Raw genomic sequence first — 14,448 nt, forward strand, 5'->3', positions numbered from 1 at the left:
CTTGCGCTTCACGATAGCACCTCGAGCTTTTTCGACATCACAAATGGCGCTGGGGTTTTGGGGTTGGGTGTGCTGTAGCGCAGGCTGGGATCGTAGGAAAAACCAAACTGGGTGTACCACTTCAGCAGTTTGGGCTGGTCGTGGCGCACGGCCAGGCGCAGCTCCCTGGCCCGAAGCTCAAAGGCCTGGCGGAACACAGCTTCCATCAGCCGATGAGCCACCCCTTGCTGGCGGTACTCAGGAAGCACCCCCAGTTTTTTGACCTCCCACACCCCCCGCTCCAGCGGGTGCGGATGCCGCACCAGCCGTACTGTACCCACCACCGCTTCCCCGTCCAGCGCCACCCAGGCATAGCCACGCTCGAGGTCGGCCCGTACCTGCGCGGGGCTTTCTTGGTGACCGGAGGAGTCGGGGGCCACCCGGTCGGCCCAGGCCCGGCGCACCACCTGGGCCACGGCCTCCGCATCGGCGGGGGTGGCAGGGCGAATCTGCACCAGGGCGGACATACTCGGCTCCTTCAGTCCTTGGGCTGGGCCTTGGCCCGCACCCGCAGCCGCAGCGAGTTGAGCTTGATGAAGCCGTCGGCATCGGCCTGGTTGTAGCCGCCTTTCTCATCGAAGGAAACCAGGCTCTTATCGTAAAGTGAGAGGGGCGAGATGCGCCCAACCATAATGATATTGCCCTTGTATAGCTTGAAGCGCACCGTACCGGTAACGCTCTTGGCCACGTGATCCATGTAGGCCTGCAGGGCCTCCCGCTCGGGGGCGAACCAGAAACCGTTGTAGACCAGCTCGGCGTACTTGACCCCAAGCTGGTCGCGCTGGTGCATCACCTCGCGGTCGAGGGTGAGGCTCTCCACCGCCCGCCGGGCGTGGTACATCAGGGTGCCGCCAGGGGTTTCGTAAACCCCGCGCGACTTCATCCCCACAAAGCGGTTTTCCACCAGGTCTACCCGCCCGATGCCGTGCCGCCCACCAATTTGGTTGAGCTTGGCCAGTAGAAGAGCCGGGGAAAGACGCTCACCGTTGACGGCCACCACATCACCGCCTTCAACCTGAATCTCCACCAGCTCGGGCTCGTCGGGAGCACGCCAGGGGTCCTGGGTCAGACGGAACATCCCCGCGGGCGGCTCGGCCCAGGGGTCTTCCAGCACCCCGCCCTCGAAGGAGTTATGCAGCAGGTTGGAGTCTACGCTGTAGGGCTTCTCGAGGGTGGTGGGCACCGGAATCCCGTGCATGGCGGCATACTCCATCATCTGGGGCCGGCTCACCAGGTTCCACTCGCGCCAGGGGGCAATCACCTTGATGTCGGGCTTGAGCGCGTAGGCGGTCAGTTCGAAGCGCACCTGGTCGTTGCCCTTGCCGGTAGCCCCGTGGGAGATGGCCTCGGCATTTTCTTCCTGGGCGATCCGCACCAGGTGCTTGGCGATCAGGGGCCGGGCAATGGAGGTACCCAGCAGGTAGTAGCCCTCGTACAGCGCACCGGAACGCAGCATAGGGTAGACAAAGTCGCGCACGAACTCCTCGCGCAAATCCAGGGCATAGGCCTTGCTAGCGCCGGTCTGGAGGGCCTTGACCCGGGCTTCCTCTACTTCCTCGCCCTGGCCGATGTCGGCGGTGAAGGTGATGACCTCGGCGTTGTAGTTTTCAATGAGCCACTTCAGGATGATGCTGGTGTCCAGGCCGCCGGAGTATGCAAGCACGATTTTCATTCATTCACCTCGAGGGGCTTTGGGCCCCACACAAAGCCATACAGTACCGCCAAAGCGCATTCGAAACAACCGCTGGGGCGCTCGAGCATACCGTATAAGGATACATACCGCAGCAAACCCGGTCAAGGCAGATTATGTCAAAATTCTAGAAGAAAAATCTCGAGTTCACAACCTGTCCTCCGGTGCAATATAGCTGCATGTTCATGCCGTGGCTCGCCGATGCAAAGCGAATAAATGTAGGGCATTTCTGCATAAATGTTCGAGCAGGTGGTCTTCGCGGGGCAGTCCGCCATCTGGTAGCCTGGGCGCTATGGAATGGCTTTACGCGGCCCTGGCCGGCTATGGGCTCGGTTCGCTGCCCTTTGCCTACTGGTTTGGCCTGCTGCAAAACAAAAACCTGCTGGCCGAAGGTTCGGGCAACGTCGGAACCCTCAACGCCTGGCGGGTGCTGGGGGCGGTGCCAGGGCTGATGGTGATGGTGCTGGATGTGGCCAAGGGCCTGATGGCGGTGGCCCTGGGCGAGTTTTTGGCGCGTGACCCGAACGGTGGGCTGCTGGCCGGTGCGCTGGCAGTGCTGGGGCATTGCTACTCGGTCTGGCTCCTGGGACGAGGTGGTAAGGGCATTGCCCCCAGCATCGGGGTTCTCTTTGCCATCAACCCGTGGCTTCTGGCCGCTGCCGGTGGGGCTTTTGGTCTGGCCTACCTGCTAACGCGCCACCCCTACCGCAGTGTGGCGCTGGCGGCGCTGGCCTTTCCGCTGGCCTCGAGCGCAGTCGGCGGCAGCCTTAGCTACTTGTGGTTTGGCTTTGGGGTGGCGTTGCCCGTGCTGCTCAAGCACCTGGCCGAGTGGAACCGCCCGCCGGGGCAATTGCCCGCTCGAGCCGGCAAAGGCAAGCCCAGGCCCTGAGCCAAACTGGGTTGGGGCAAAGGCAATTTTTCATCCGGAGGGCTCCTGCTTCTCCTCTGCCTGTCTTCCTGGAACCTTTGCCGCAAGGTACAAAACTGCCCCCAGCGCACCCACCGCCAGCGCGGTGGCCTGCAGGGTCCCAGCAGCGCCCAGGGCGCTCGAGAGCGGCCTAACCAGCCCCAGCACTGGCAGCACCCCCAGCGCCAGGCTCACGTTCACCAGGCTGAAGACCCGCCCCAGAAACGGCCTGGGCACTGTCGCCTGCAACAGCGACTGGGTGGCCACCCCGGAGATGTCGAAGAGGATGCCGCTCAAGAAGAAAACCGCCAGAAGCATGGGAAACGTGGGGAAAGTCGCGCCCAGCAGCATGGGGGCGGCCAGCAGGGTGTTGAGCAAGACCACCAGCGGAAGGCTGGGAATGCCTTTCTTTAGAGCCCCCAGCATAGCCACCCCCACCACGCCCCCCAGGGTGAGGCTGGTATACAAGAGCCCCAGGCCCGCGGCCCCGATCTGGGCCACCTCCAGCGAGATGGGCACCATCACGATCTCCACCACCCGCCAGAACAAAGAGGTGAGCATGGAAAGTAGCAAGATGGTCAGCACTGTTTTGCGGATCACGGCAAAACGCATTCCCTCGGCGGCCTCGGCCCAGAGGGTGCTGCCCCAGCGAGGCGGTGACCTTGCCCAAAACCATCCGCAGGGCGTTGGCAGAGACCGGGGCCTCTTTGGGCACCAGGGAGGGTACCACCGCGGCCATGGTGGGGCTGACCAGGCCCTCTACGGTCTGGATCAGGAAGACCAGCGGGTAGACCAGCAAAGGCTCCAGGAGCACCAGCACCAGGCTGGCCGAGAGCAGCGCGCTCAGCAGGTAACCCCCCACCAGGGTTTGACGCCGATCCCAGCGATCGGCCAGGGCGCCGGTGAAGGGCTGGATGAGGAGCCTCGAGGCCACCCGCACCGCCCAGATCCCCGCCAGCGAGGCCACCGACCCGGTGGCGCTGAAAACCGCCACACTCAGGGCCAGTACCGTGAACTGACTGCCCAGGCTGGAGAGGGCCGTGGCCCAGAGCAGCCGGGCGTACGGGGGGTGCTCCAGCGCGGGGTAGTGGCGGCGCAGCCAGGCCAGCAAGGGCATTCCCGCCTCCTTCAGCCGGGCTGGTAGAGTCGAGCCTGCAAGCCCCAGAGCTCGGCATAGGTTCCGCCTCGCTCGAGCAGGGCCCGGTGGGTTCCCTCCTCCACCAGGCGGCCCTCCCGCAGCACCAGAATCCGGTCGGCCATCTGCACCGAGGCCAGCCGGTGGGTGATGAGCAGCACCGTCTTGCCCTGGGCCAGCTCTGCAAAGCGTCCGTAGAGGTGGGCTTCCTCTTTGGGGTCGAGGGAGGCGGTGGGCTCGTCGAGGATCAGAAGCTCCGCCTGACGGAAAAAAGCCCGGACAAGGGCGAGCCGCTGCCACTCCCCTAAAGACAGCTCCGTACCCCCGAAAGCTTTGGAGAGAAGAGCCTCGGCACCCAGCCGCCGCAGCAGTTCCGAAGCGCCCCCGGCGCGGGCAGCCTCTTCCAAACGCCCAAGGTCAGATTGGTGCTCTAAATCCGCAAGGACAATGTTTTCCCGCAGCGTCAGTGCGTAGCGACCAAAGTCCTGGAACACTGCCGCCACCAGGCGCCACCAGGCCTCCAGGTCTAATTCCCGCAGGTCTACCCCATCCACCAAAATACGGCCCTGGCTGGGGTCGTAGAAGCGGAGCAGAAGCTTAACCAGTGTGGTTTTACCGGCCCCGTTCTCCCCCACAATGGCCAACCGCTCCCCCCGACGCATTACAAAGGAGATCCCCTCCAACGCGCGCCGGCCATCTGGGTAGTTAAACCCCACGTTTTCAAAGCGAATCTCCTCAAAGCCCCGCACCATTCGGCCTGCGTTTGAAGGGGCCAGCGCAGAGGAGCGGGCCAGGAAGCCCTCGAGCCGTTCGAAGTACAGAAGGCTCTCGTATAGCATGCCCCCGTCCTGCACCAAGCCGTAGAGGTTTTGCTGCAGGCTCCCCACCGACTGTAACAAGAGCACCAGGCTCCCCAGCCCGCTCGCGCCCGAGAGGGCCTGACGCAGGCCTAGGTACAGCGCTGCCGCCGTGGCCAGAGCGCTGACAAAAACCAAGCCGCTGGCCCCCAGGGCCTGCCGCCCGCGCGCGCGGCGGAGCTCTTGGTATAGCCGCCCAAAAGCCTCGAGATAGCGCCCACGGAAAAAAGGAAGCAGCCCAAACAGGCGCACCTCCTTGGCCGCCTCGGGGTTGAGCAAAGTCTCGGCATAGTAGCGCATCCTGCGGGCCTCGGGAGCGCTGAAGAGCACCGCCTCCCACACCCCTTTTTGCAACCTGAAGGTCAGCAGCGCTTGGGGCAGGGTGGCCAGCAGCAACAACAAGGGGAAAACAGGGGCCAACGTCAGGAGCAAGAGCAGCACCCCGGCCACAGCAATACCCCCACGAAAGGCATTGCCGAAAAAAACCAACAGATTGAGCGGCTGATAGGGTGCTTGATCGCGCAGCACCTGAAGCTCATCGTAAAAACCAGCGTCCTCAAAGGGGGTGAGATCGGGCAGGCCGGCTGCTTTCTCCATCAGCAGTAGGTGTACCCGGGCGGTGAGCTTTTCGTTCACCGAACCCTGTAGGTAGGCCACCCAGGGCACCAGCAAAAAGTCGAGGGCAAACAGCAAGGCCAGCCCTAAGAGCGGCCCTAGCAACGCAGTTGTAAAGGCGCCGCTGCCCAACCCATAGGCCAAACCGTCTACCAAAGCCCGCGTCGCGCTTAACACCCCCACCGGTATCAGGCCGCTTGCGGCAAGGAGGCCCACCAAGAGGGTGGCCTCGAGGGGGGCCGCTCGAAAAACCTGCCGCAGCGCCGGAACGATTTGGCGTAACAGGGAGCGCCTATGAGCCAGTCGCAACCACCTCCCGGTTTGCCTCTCTAGCCCAACGCCCAGGGTTTATGTAGTTTGAGGCAATATGGGCCCACTCTTCAGAGGTAATCGGGCAAACTTCCTCGACAATATACCTTTTCCGCATGGGCTTTGCGGAGTCGTGACGCAGGATTGCCTTATGCCCCTCAGGAACCTCTACTATCACGAAAGATTCACCTTCTTCATCCCACTCCCAAATCGGTACCCTGCCTGCCAAGGCATAAAAGGCACCCCTGTTCTCATCAAGATTTCGAGCATGCATGCTTGACGGACAAAGCCAACAAGACGTGCGGTATTTCCCGCAAGCCACTACCTCGAGGGGTCGAACGTAGTAGCGAAACTTGTACACTTCACCAAAGAAGATCAAAGAAGGCTGCTCAAATGGATGAGCAATGTTGCCCCCTTGTGGATCAAGGACGTAGGCAAGTTCCGAGCTAGGTTCTAGACGAACAACCAGACCAAAATCGTCCCGCACTTCAACCCAACCGTTCAAAGTTCTGAGCTGGTCTCCGACGCTCAGCACCGTGTCCTACGCCAAATGTACCTCCTTCCCTCGGCGAAGAAGGATTGGTTGGTTGTTCTGGTCTTCCCAAATGATCCTGTTGATCCAGTATTTCATGGCCGTAAACCCCCTTTCACTTTTAGCCTGTACTAAAGGCACTTTCACCCTAGCACCCCCCACGTAACCAAACCCCCTCTCAGAATGGTTACGTTCTTAACTCATTTTGGTTACCTTCCCTCTCATATTGGTTACCTTGCCCTTGCAAGGATGGAGGTATGCGCAGGGTGAGGTGGTTTTTGTTGTTGCTGATTCTGCTGGCTTTGGGTTGGAAGGAGTTGGGCTACGCCTGCACCCGCCCCGACTGTGTTCCACCGGGGGTGGTGCGCTCGGGGGAGGCTAGCGGTACTGGGCGCTGAGCCGCCGCACCCAGGCCCGCAAAGCGGTGGCGATGCTCAACCACCTTTTGCTTGCGTTACGAGCCTTTCTGAGGTTGGAGCTGTATCGGTTGAAGACGGGAGTGAGCTGGTATGAGGCCAAGACCGCGATAGTTCGCGACGCCATCCGAACCTACCTGGCTCGTCCTATCTATGAGCTTGTCTCAACTGCGTAAGTCCTACTGGGTAGTGGGAGTGCGAAACTTTTCTAAGTCTTCTGGCACCACCCAGAGGGCGGCAAGTCCCTTTTGTATCGGCATCCCCATGATGAGTTCATTCGCTGTTGTTTTTAGTGGGTTCCCAGCGTGCCTTGTCGCCGCGCGCTGCGGAGCGCACGTCGAAAGAATACAAGCCCCAGCACCAGGTACGCCAGGGCGTTGACCCCCGACAGCACCAAGAGGCTCCACTCGGGAACCTGCTCCCGCCCAAGGATGAGGCGCAAGGCACCCACGGAGGGGGTTAGGGGCAGGAGGTAGCCGAGGTCGCCCCAGGGCCGGGCCAGGGCTTCGAAGCGGATGAGGAAAAGACCCAACAGAGGGAACTGCAAGATGCTGATGAGCTGGCCCAGCCGCTTATAGATCAAAGCCAGACCGCCTAGCAGAAGCCCCAGCCCCAGCGCGCCCAAGGCCAAGGTCAACAGCGGTAACAGAATGAGCCAATCGAAGTCCAGCCGGGCTCCCGAGACGAGGGTGACAGCCAGGAAAAGCGGGATGTTCAAAAGGCCCATCTGCAGCAAGGAGAGTGCAGATCGCGTCAAGACCACACCCAACAGGCCAGGGCGGGTGAGGGCCAGCTGCTCCAGGATGCCGGACAAAGCCTCCTCTGCCAGGGTGGAGGCGATATGGGAGAGAAGGGAGAGGGCCAAAGTCCAGGCCAGGAGGCTCACCACCAGGGTCTCCAGGCGATCTCCGAAAAAGGCGGGGCCGGCCAGGTAACGGGCCCCGTAAATAAAGAGGGTGAAGACCATCAGCACGCCCAGAAAGCCCCCAAGTAATTCCATCGGATAGCGACTAAGAGCCTTCAAGAAGCGCCAGAGCTCTATGTAGACCCACTGGAGCACGGCTTCCTCCTCTCCCTGAGTACGCGCCAGAAAAGCCCTGCTAGGGATAGGCTCTCTCGCTCCACCCGGTCAATGGGCAAGGGGTCCAGGACTCTGAGGACCTCCCAAAGGGTTTCTTCACCCACGATCCGAACCACCCTTCCCTCCACTTCGGCCCCCAGGGCTTGCAGCCGCCCCAGGCGCAAATCGCCCTCGTCTAGGAGGAGTGCCAGCTCTATGCGGTAGACCGCCCGTGGGGAGCCTTGCAGCACCTTTTGGGTCTCTCCCTCCAAGGCCACCTCTCCCTCCAGGAGGATGGCCACCCGGTTGGCCACCGCCTCGGCCAGATCGAGCTGGTGGGTCGTGAGGAGGATCGCCTTGCCGTCTATTCCCAGCTTTAGAAGCCAGGAGCGTATGGCCTCCTGAGCCTCGAGGTCCACCCCCAGGGTGGGTTCATCCAGGAAGAGAACGGGGGGGTCGTGCACCAGCGCAGCAGCCAGGGCGACCCGCTGCTGCTGGCCTCGAGAGAGGGTGCCTACGGTCTGGTGGGCTTTATTCTGCAGACCGATCACCTCCAGGAGTTCCAGGCCCCTCCGCCGGGCCTCTTTGGGGGCGACGCCGCGCAGGGTGCCGAAGTAGATGAGGTTCTCCAGGGCGGAAAGGCGCCAATACAGGTTGCGGTTACCCTCCAGCACCGCTCCCAACCAGGTTCCCTGGCCTTCCCGCAAAAGCTCCACCCTCCCCTCGTCGGGCTCTACCAAGCCCGCCAAGATTTTGACCAGGGTGGTCTTTCCGGCTCCGTTGGGTCCCAGAAGGGTTAGGATTTCCCCCTGACGGAGTTCCAGGTCGACCCCCTTCAGGGCCTCGATCCAGCTCTTTCCCTGAGGGTAGCGCTTGCGCAGGCCGCGGGCCCATAGGGCTGGGCTAGGGGAGGACCGTACGCTCGGGTGCATAAGCAGCTCACGCGACGAGGACGTCCTTCATGCCTGGGCATATGAAATCTATGTGGGCGCCTGTAACCCCGTCACCTACGGCGAAGTGGACACCGCGGGCGCCCTCATTGAGAACAGAGTTCACGCTCCAGTCGAGTTCCGAAGCCTCTAGACCAGGATTGTTGCTGATTGCCATCTCCACCAACATAAGTTCAAGCTGAGGATTGGAGAGTTCCGCTATTTCATCTGTTAAATTTGTTCCATCCGAAGATCGTACCTGTTTCACTTGAGAATTCTCAATTGTGACGCTCAGTGGGAATCTTCCATCCCTGACGAGTCCACCCAACAACTCCCATGCTCTTTTTGGAAGAATAGTGAGTGGCTCGGGCATGATTCTATGGTGTGCAATGGCGACCCCTGGAACCGTCACTTCGCCATTTACCAAAAAGCCGGGATGGAAGAAATCTTCATTATCTGGGATCATCGCTATTTCGAAGAACATACCTATAGCTTCCCACTCACCTGGTAGCAAGCCTGCTTGTGTGCGAGGCAGCATGAGGTCTAATCCTTCCTTAAGGATAACCTCTAGCTCACCGTACATCCCCTTGAAGACAAGGCGCTTGATGTCACTGTTCTCCAAGACAGAAACCCACCTATTGTTTTCCTTAGTGGCCGCAGCGAAATCTGAAGAGGCAATCAATTTGACTGTATATTTAGCTGCCTCAAAAGAAGGATCAAAAGCAACCAGAGGCACAATAAGAACTCGGCTACTTTTGAAAAAGCGCTCTAGCTTGAAGAAAGAGAGGCCGTTGCCGGTAGTGGGCAAGAGAACTATGTTCTTGCGCCGATGTTTTGGTAAGTCGGCAACTTCATCCAGGAGGAAGGCTCCTATAGCGTGACTTTTCAGCCAGGAAGCAATGTCGATGGAGTCCGTGACTAGAAGGGGTTTAGCAGAGCCGAAAACGTGGGCCAAAGCCTGTTCTAGTTTGACCTTCAATCCTTGTTCCATCACTGCCTCCTAGGATGGGACTGCAGCCGCAACACCGCAACAATAGAGCCTTATCTAAATCCTTAGATCCCAGCCGTACAAGGGCAGCTCACCAGGGGGGCACGGGGAGAGCCTACACCATTGGCCTGCGAAAGCCACTTGTAACTGACCGTGTAGCCGTAACCAAAAACGCCCACTATAGGCTTGTTTGAAGGTGCCTCTCCAACACTGCAAAGTGGATCGGAATAAGGCCTTGAGGTCTTCGTGTGGTGGCCCTCTGCGACGAACCTAAGCAAACGTGGGGCATTTAGCTTGAGCTCCAAAGTTTTCTCCATCAGGATCACCTCTCTAACTTGGTTGCGACTGCAATCCCATATTAATGCTTAGCATCCTTCACGTAACCAAACCCCCTCTCAGAATGGTTACGTTCTTAACTCATTTTGGTTACCTTCCCTCTCATATTGGTTACCTTTTGACGGTTTTGGTTACCTTGCCCTTGCAAGGATGGAGGTATGCGCAGGGTGAGATGGTTTTTGTTGTCGCTGATTCTGCTGGCTTTGGGTTGGAAGGAGTTGGGCTACGCCTGCACCCGCCCCGACTGTGTTCCACCGGGGGCGGTGCGCTCGGGGGAGGCTAGCGGTACTGGGCGCTGAGCCGCCGCACCCAGGCCCGCACCGCAGGATGGCGGGGGTCTTGCGGGGACAGGCGATGTAGGAGGGCCTCCCAGAGGGTAAGGTCGTCCGGGATTTGCTGGGCCAGGCGGTAGAGCAGCTCGAGGTCGGGGTGTTGCAGCACGGCCTCTTTGAGCTGCTCTTCGATGCGGTGGCGCAAAAGCTCGATGCCCGGGGCCTGGCTTCTGGGCAGGAGGGGGCCCTGGTAGAGGTTGAGGGCCTCGGAGAGCCGGTTTTGTTCCAGGGCTTCCTGGAGCTTGAGGAAGTCGGCCCCGATGGGGCTAAGGAGCCGGTAGGGGCGGCTCTGCACTTCCAGGCCCTGCTGGCGCAGGCGGCAGAGCTCGCTCCGGAGGGCCTGGGGGTTGGGCGTGGGGTAGAGCGCCTGGGCCAGCTTCTCCCCTTCGATCCCCTCAGGGTGGGCCAGCAGCAGGGTGATGAGTTCCAGGCTGCGGGGCCTTAGGGCAGGGTAGCCCTGGAGTTGGGCTTTGCCCAGGGTTTGCAGGTAGGGGGCGGCCTGGGTAAGCGGGAGTTCCGCCGGCAGGAAGAGGGCCCGGGCCTCGGGGCGGAGGGCCTGGGCCAGGCGGCGGTAGGGCTCGGGAAGGGGCTCCCCGTTGAGTGCACAGAGGTGGGCCACCGCCCGCAGGGCCTCCTCCGCCCCCTCGGCTTCCAGGGTGGGGAGGCTCTCCTTCAGAAGGGGGCGGGCCTCGGGCGCTGGGTAGCGGTAGAGCCCTTCGGCCAGCAAGAGCAGGGCCTGGGGCAGGGCTTGGCTGGAAGGCTGGGCTTTGGCCGCCCGCAGTCGGCGGGCCACGAGCGTCTGTTGGGAGGAATGGCCTTTGCAGAGCCGCACCAGGAGGGGCAGGTCGTAGGCCAGCAGGTGGGGGTTTGGGTTATGTTCCCAGAGGGTCTGCAGCAGTTCCGGGCTGGCCTCCCCCTGCATCCCCTGCAGCAGCAGGCTGAGCCAGAGGGCGTAGTAGCGCACCCCCGGGGACGGATGGGCCAGCAGCGGGGGGAGGGTCTGCGCCAGCGCAGCGAGGGGCTCCTCTCCGGCGTAGGCCAGCAGGGTGAGCTCCTCCAGGCGGTAGTAGGGCTGCCCGGGGGCCAGGAGGGCGGCCAGGCTGGCGTAGGAAAGAGCCTCCGCAAAGCGCCCCAGTCCCCGCAGGGTGTGGGCCAGGGCATAGGCCAGGCGAGCCTGCTCCTCGGCGGGGGCGCCCTGGGCTTGTAGCTGCTGGAAGGCTTCTCGCAGGGCCAGCAGGCCATCGGCGGGCGGGAGCGAGAGGCCCAGGTGGTAGAGCGTCAGGGGGGTCTGGGCCGCCTGGGCGGCGGCCAGGGCCAGGCGGCGGTAGGCGGCGTGGTCGCCCTGCCGGAAGGCGGCGAAGCCCAGGAGGGCCAGGCGTTCGGCGCTTTCTGTCTCCTCCCGCGGCGGCCAGGCCTCCAGCAGGGCTGCGGCCTCGGCAGGCTTTCCCAGGGCCAGCAGGGCCAGCGCGGCGGTCTTGGGCTCGCCCTGCTGCTGGGCCAGGGCCAGGGCCTCGGCGTAGTGGCCCCGATGGTAGAGGGCCAGGGCGTCCATGGGGGGAGTATAGCAAGCCGTACCCCTCCCCACTTGAGGCTCGGGAACGAATGCAAAACTTTTGTCTGGTGCGGTTGTGGAGAGAACAGGAACAACCAGCTCTGCCAAGGCCAGCATCAGCAAAGTGGAACATTTCAGAATGTGGTACGATTTCATTATGAAACACCCCGTGGTGCAACAAGCCGTACAGCTAGGGGTCAAAGGGCGCCTGGTGCTACCCGCTGGGGTGCGTAGGGTTTTACGGCTGCGGGAGGGGGATCGTCTGCTGTTGCGGCTCTGGGACGATGGGGTGATCGAGCTGGTCAAGGCGGAGGAAGTTGTGCTGGGAAGCAAGGGTCTTTTGCAACGCCTCTACCCTGCTTTGAAGGAAAAAGCGCTGGCTCAAGAGCTGATCCAGGAACGGCGCAGGGAGGCCCGGCAGGAATGAGCGTGGTGCTGGATGCCTCGGCCTTGCTGGCCTACCTCAACCAGGAGGCGGGGGCCGAGGAAGTCGCTCGGCAGATGGTTGGAGGCGGCTTTATTAGCGCCGTCAATCTGGCCGAGGTTTACAGCAAGGTGACCGAGTGGGGCCAGGACGCGCACCTGCTGGAGCAGGCCCTGGTGCGGCAGGGTTTGCTGGGGGGTGTGTTGGAGGTGGTGCCCTTCGGCCCTGAAGACGTTCACCTCGTGGCAACGCTACGACCCCTGACCAAAGCCCAGGGGCTATCCCTGGGGGATCGGGTCTGTCTGGCCTTGGCTATGCGGCTGAAACTGCCAGCCATCACCACCGACAGCGCATGGAACAACCTGGAGGCAGGAGTTGAGGTGCGGGTCGTGCGTTAGGGCAAACCCCGCCGGTAGGTCAGCGCCTCCGCCAGGTGGGCCTCCTGGATGCGCTCCGACCCCGCGAGGTCGGCGATGGTGCGGGCTGTCCGCAGGATGCGGTCGTAGCTCCTTGCGGTGAGGGCTAAGCGTTTAGTAGCCGCTTGCAAGAGGGCTTCACTGGAGGGGGAAAGCACCGTGTGCTGGCGCAGCGCTCTACCGAAGAGTTCGCTATTGAGCTTCCCCTGGCGGGCCTTCATCCTCTCCCTTGCCGCCAGCACCCGTTCCCGCACCGCGGCGGTGGACTCCCCTTCGGGGGCCCGGGACAGCTCCTGCGGCGTCAGGCGCGGCACCTCTTCGCTTCCTAAGGGCAGCCAGGTCAGGGCTTGCAGGTCGGGACCAAGAAGTTGACGGTCTTTACAGCTCTTTGCCCTAGATGGAAGCTCCAAAGCCACGGGTGCGATAAGCCCGATTTTGTGCACCTCCAGGGCCTTGCTCAGGGGTTGCTTGACCCGACCGGCCCCACTGGGATGATTAAGACTCAATCCAGGACGAGGTATCTACATAAAATGCGGGTCACTAGCGGGTCTCTTGCAGCGCGCGCAAGGTTTCCTGGGTGAGCTCGAGCTCCACCTACCCGACGTGAACCCGGATGGCCCGGCGGCGCTGTTGGCGCACCAGCTCCTGCAAGGCTCGTTCGATGGCCTCGCGTTTGGTGTGCACCCCTAGAACCCGGCGGGCCTCTTCCAGCAGGGCTTCGTCGGTCTCGACGGTGATGCGGGGCATGGTGTCCTGACTATACACGCTCTTGGGTGCATTTAAGTGTGCTTCTAAGTCGGATGTAACAGTCAAGACCCCAACCAGCCCGTGATCCGCTTATGGGTGAGCATCTACAGTGGGCTGGATGGTAGAATGATGGCCTAGGTCAACGTCCTGGGGATTAACCTAAATGGAGACATCATCTCCCAGGGCGCAATTGTCCCCGAAACCCCCCTGCTGCCCGAGTTTTCCAGGTGCTGGCGCGGAGTTGGGATCACCCCTTGTCCCTAAGGAGGTGTTGTGAGAGCTGCAACCTTGATATTGCTAATCCTTAGCCTAAGCGCGTGCAGCTTGGTGTACCCGGCTTACCCCATCGAGGCCGAGGTGGTGGGCGGCACTTACTCCCGCTCCATTTTGGAGAGTGACGGCTACTGGGTGGTCACCAAACATTTCGATAGCGATATCTTCTATTTCACCCTGAGCAAGACCGAGGCCGCCGACCTTGCTCTTGATAATCAGTGGTTCTGGCTCACCGCTGAGTCCTCTGGGTACGACGTTAGCCTCTATCCCCGGCAAGTGCAACTAGGCCAGATGGTATCGCTTAGGGTCAGTAACAAGCCCGGTCAGCCACCCCCTCCTGCAGATCGGCGGATCGTGGGAGTCTTGGTGAGTTGGCAAGAAAAAACCCGATCCATACGCTTCTTGGTGAACGACCTCAGCGCGAGAAGGTAAGGTCGGCATGTTTAGGAGGAGAACGGTGAAAGCAGTGGGTTTGGCGGTGTTGGCGGGTTTGGCCTTTTTGGTGGCCGGTTGTGGCACGCAAAAGGCCACGGACTCGGTGGGCAAACGGGTGATGACAGCCTCGGATTCCCTCGACTATTTCAACGTCAAAGACATTGGAGAGGTAAAACCACTCCCTAAGGGCAAGCTTTACCTGACGGCACAGGACATCCGCGCCAGGGGCGATCTCAGCACCCAGTCGCTCCACGTCCTCTCGACCAACCCGAACGAGGGATATATCGAGGTCGGAGACTGGTACATACCAAGCGGTGTGTACCAGGGTTTGCAGGAGACCACCCCGTATAACGTGAGTGTGGAGGCGATGAACGTGCTCGAGGGGTCGGAGCTCCAGTTCCTGTTCAACGCCACCCCCGACGAGATGCGATCGGAGCTGGAAAAGGTCGGGTTGAG

General features: G+C 61.6%; 15 protein-coding genes and 3 pseudogenes. 7 read left to right on the top strand and 11 right to left on the bottom strand.

What is annotated here, in order from left to right:
- Positions 1-8: 8 nt before the first annotated feature.
- Together Q355_RS0110570 and Q355_RS0110575 are read right to left on the bottom strand one after the other, a co-directional pair.
- Positions 9-506 carry a GNAT family N-acetyltransferase gene (locus Q355_RS0110570; RefSeq protein ID WP_027877777.1) on the bottom strand — a complete coding sequence of 166 codons (498 nt, stop codon included), beginning with the start codon at positions 504-506 and terminating at the stop codon, positions 9-11.
- An 11-nt stretch (positions 507-517) separates the two neighbouring features.
- The gene (locus Q355_RS0110575) at positions 518-1,711 is read right to left on the bottom strand and encodes an argininosuccinate synthase (RefSeq protein ID WP_027877778.1); all 1,194 of its coding nucleotides are present in this window, start codon (positions 1,709-1,711) and stop codon (positions 518-520) included.
- Positions 1,712-2,021: 310 nt separating this feature from the next.
- On the opposite strand from Q355_RS0110575, the gene Q355_RS0110585 reads away from it, so the two are divergent.
- On the top strand, positions 2,022-2,618 hold the full coding sequence (locus tag Q355_RS0110585; protein ID WP_027877779.1) for a glycerol-3-phosphate acyltransferase: 597 nt from the start codon (positions 2,022-2,024) through the stop codon (positions 2,616-2,618).
- Between the two features lie 30 nt (positions 2,619-2,648).
- Here the strand turns inward: Q355_RS0110585 and Q355_RS17145 are convergent, their stop codons facing one another.
- The 3 genes and pseudogenes from Q355_RS17145 to Q355_RS0110600 form a co-directional block, all read right to left on the bottom strand.
- Entirely contained in the window at positions 2,649-3,197 is a 549-nt protein-coding gene (locus Q355_RS17145) for an MFS transporter (RefSeq protein ID WP_027877780.1), read from the bottom strand.
- Positions 3,198-3,339: 142 nt separating this feature from the next.
- Positions 3,340-3,753, bottom strand: a pseudogene (locus tag Q355_RS17315) (MFS transporter); the annotation flags it as partial.
- A gap of 11 nt (positions 3,754-3,764) precedes the next feature.
- A complete protein-coding gene (locus Q355_RS0110600; protein WP_027877782.1) occupies positions 3,765-5,552 on the bottom strand; it encodes an ABC transporter ATP-binding protein in 1,788 nt (595 codons plus the stop codon).
- Between the two features lie 789 nt (positions 5,553-6,341).
- Between Q355_RS0110600 and Q355_RS16730 the strand changes: the two genes are divergently transcribed.
- The gene (locus Q355_RS16730; protein WP_156941911.1) at positions 6,342-6,482 is read left to right on the top strand and encodes a hypothetical protein; all 141 of its coding nucleotides are present in this window, start codon (positions 6,342-6,344) and stop codon (positions 6,480-6,482) included.
- A gap of 5 nt (positions 6,483-6,487) precedes the next feature.
- Positions 6,488-6,676 (top strand): annotated as a pseudogene (locus Q355_RS16915) (IS701 family transposase); the annotation flags it as partial.
- Between the two features lie 113 nt (positions 6,677-6,789).
- Here the strand turns inward: Q355_RS16915 and Q355_RS0110615 are convergent.
- Genes Q355_RS0110615 through Q355_RS0110625 form a run of 3 tightly spaced genes read right to left on the bottom strand, consistent with a single transcriptional unit; the run spans position 6,790 to position 9,480 of the window.
- On the bottom strand, positions 6,790-7,560 hold the full coding sequence (locus Q355_RS0110615) for a hypothetical protein (protein ID WP_027877783.1): 771 nt from the start codon (positions 7,558-7,560) through the stop codon (positions 6,790-6,792).
- The gene (locus tag Q355_RS0110620) at positions 7,539-8,492 is read right to left on the bottom strand and encodes an ABC transporter ATP-binding protein (protein WP_036259261.1); all 954 of its coding nucleotides are present in this window, start codon (positions 8,490-8,492) and stop codon (positions 7,539-7,541) included. Before Q355_RS0110620 ends, Q355_RS0110615 begins: the two co-directional genes overlap by 22 nt.
- Positions 8,493-8,499: 7 nt before the next feature.
- Positions 8,500-9,480, bottom strand: a complete 981-nt coding sequence (locus Q355_RS0110625) for a CgnE/CgnB domain-containing protein (RefSeq protein WP_027877785.1) — start codon at positions 9,478-9,480, stop codon at positions 8,500-8,502.
- Positions 9,481-9,971: 491 nt separating this feature from the next.
- On the opposite strand from Q355_RS0110625, the gene Q355_RS16735 reads away from it, so the two are divergent.
- The gene (locus Q355_RS16735; protein ID WP_156941912.1) at positions 9,972-10,112 is read left to right on the top strand and encodes a hypothetical protein; all 141 of its coding nucleotides are present in this window, start codon (positions 9,972-9,974) and stop codon (positions 10,110-10,112) included.
- Here the strand turns inward: Q355_RS16735 and Q355_RS0110630 are convergent.
- Positions 10,093-11,697, bottom strand: coding sequence for a hypothetical protein (locus tag Q355_RS0110630; protein WP_051529389.1), 1,605 nt, complete (start codon positions 11,695-11,697; stop codon positions 10,093-10,095). The two genes, Q355_RS16735 and Q355_RS0110630, sit on opposite strands and share 20 nt — an antisense overlap.
- Before the next feature lie 157 nt (positions 11,698-11,854).
- Here Q355_RS0110630 and Q355_RS0110635 point away from each other — a divergent pair, with 157 nt between their 5' ends.
- Together Q355_RS0110635 and Q355_RS0110640 are read left to right on the top strand one after the other, a co-directional pair.
- Complete coding sequence (locus tag Q355_RS0110635; RefSeq protein ID WP_027877787.1) at positions 11,855-12,124, top strand: AbrB/MazE/SpoVT family DNA-binding domain-containing protein; 270 nt, start codon at positions 11,855-11,857, stop codon at positions 12,122-12,124.
- Complete coding sequence (locus Q355_RS0110640; protein ID WP_027877788.1) at positions 12,121-12,519, top strand: type II toxin-antitoxin system VapC family toxin; 399 nt, start codon at positions 12,121-12,123, stop codon at positions 12,517-12,519. The genes Q355_RS0110635 and Q355_RS0110640 overlap by 4 nt, the downstream gene beginning before the upstream one ends.
- On the opposite strand, the pseudogene Q355_RS17265 reads toward Q355_RS0110640, so the two are convergent.
- Positions 12,516-12,854, bottom strand: a pseudogene (locus Q355_RS17265) (magnesium chelatase subunit ChlI family protein); the annotation flags it as partial. The gene Q355_RS0110640 and the pseudogene Q355_RS17265 sit on opposite strands and share 4 nt — an antisense overlap.
- Positions 12,855-13,131: 277 nt before the next feature.
- The gene (locus Q355_RS16505) at positions 13,132-13,284 is read right to left on the bottom strand and encodes a type II toxin-antitoxin system VapB family antitoxin (protein ID WP_084496112.1); all 153 of its coding nucleotides are present in this window, start codon (positions 13,282-13,284) and stop codon (positions 13,132-13,134) included.
- Positions 13,285-14,014: 730 nt separating this feature from the next.
- Between Q355_RS16505 and Q355_RS0110660 the strand changes: the two genes are divergently transcribed.
- Positions 14,015-14,448 (top strand): hypothetical protein (locus Q355_RS0110660; protein ID WP_211247173.1); only part of this gene is annotated, 434 nt, incomplete at its 3' end.

The organism is Meiothermus cerbereus DSM 11376, from assembly GCF_000620065.1.
GTDB classification, from domain to species: Bacteria; Deinococcota; Deinococci; order Deinococcales; family Thermaceae; genus Meiothermus; species Meiothermus cerbereus.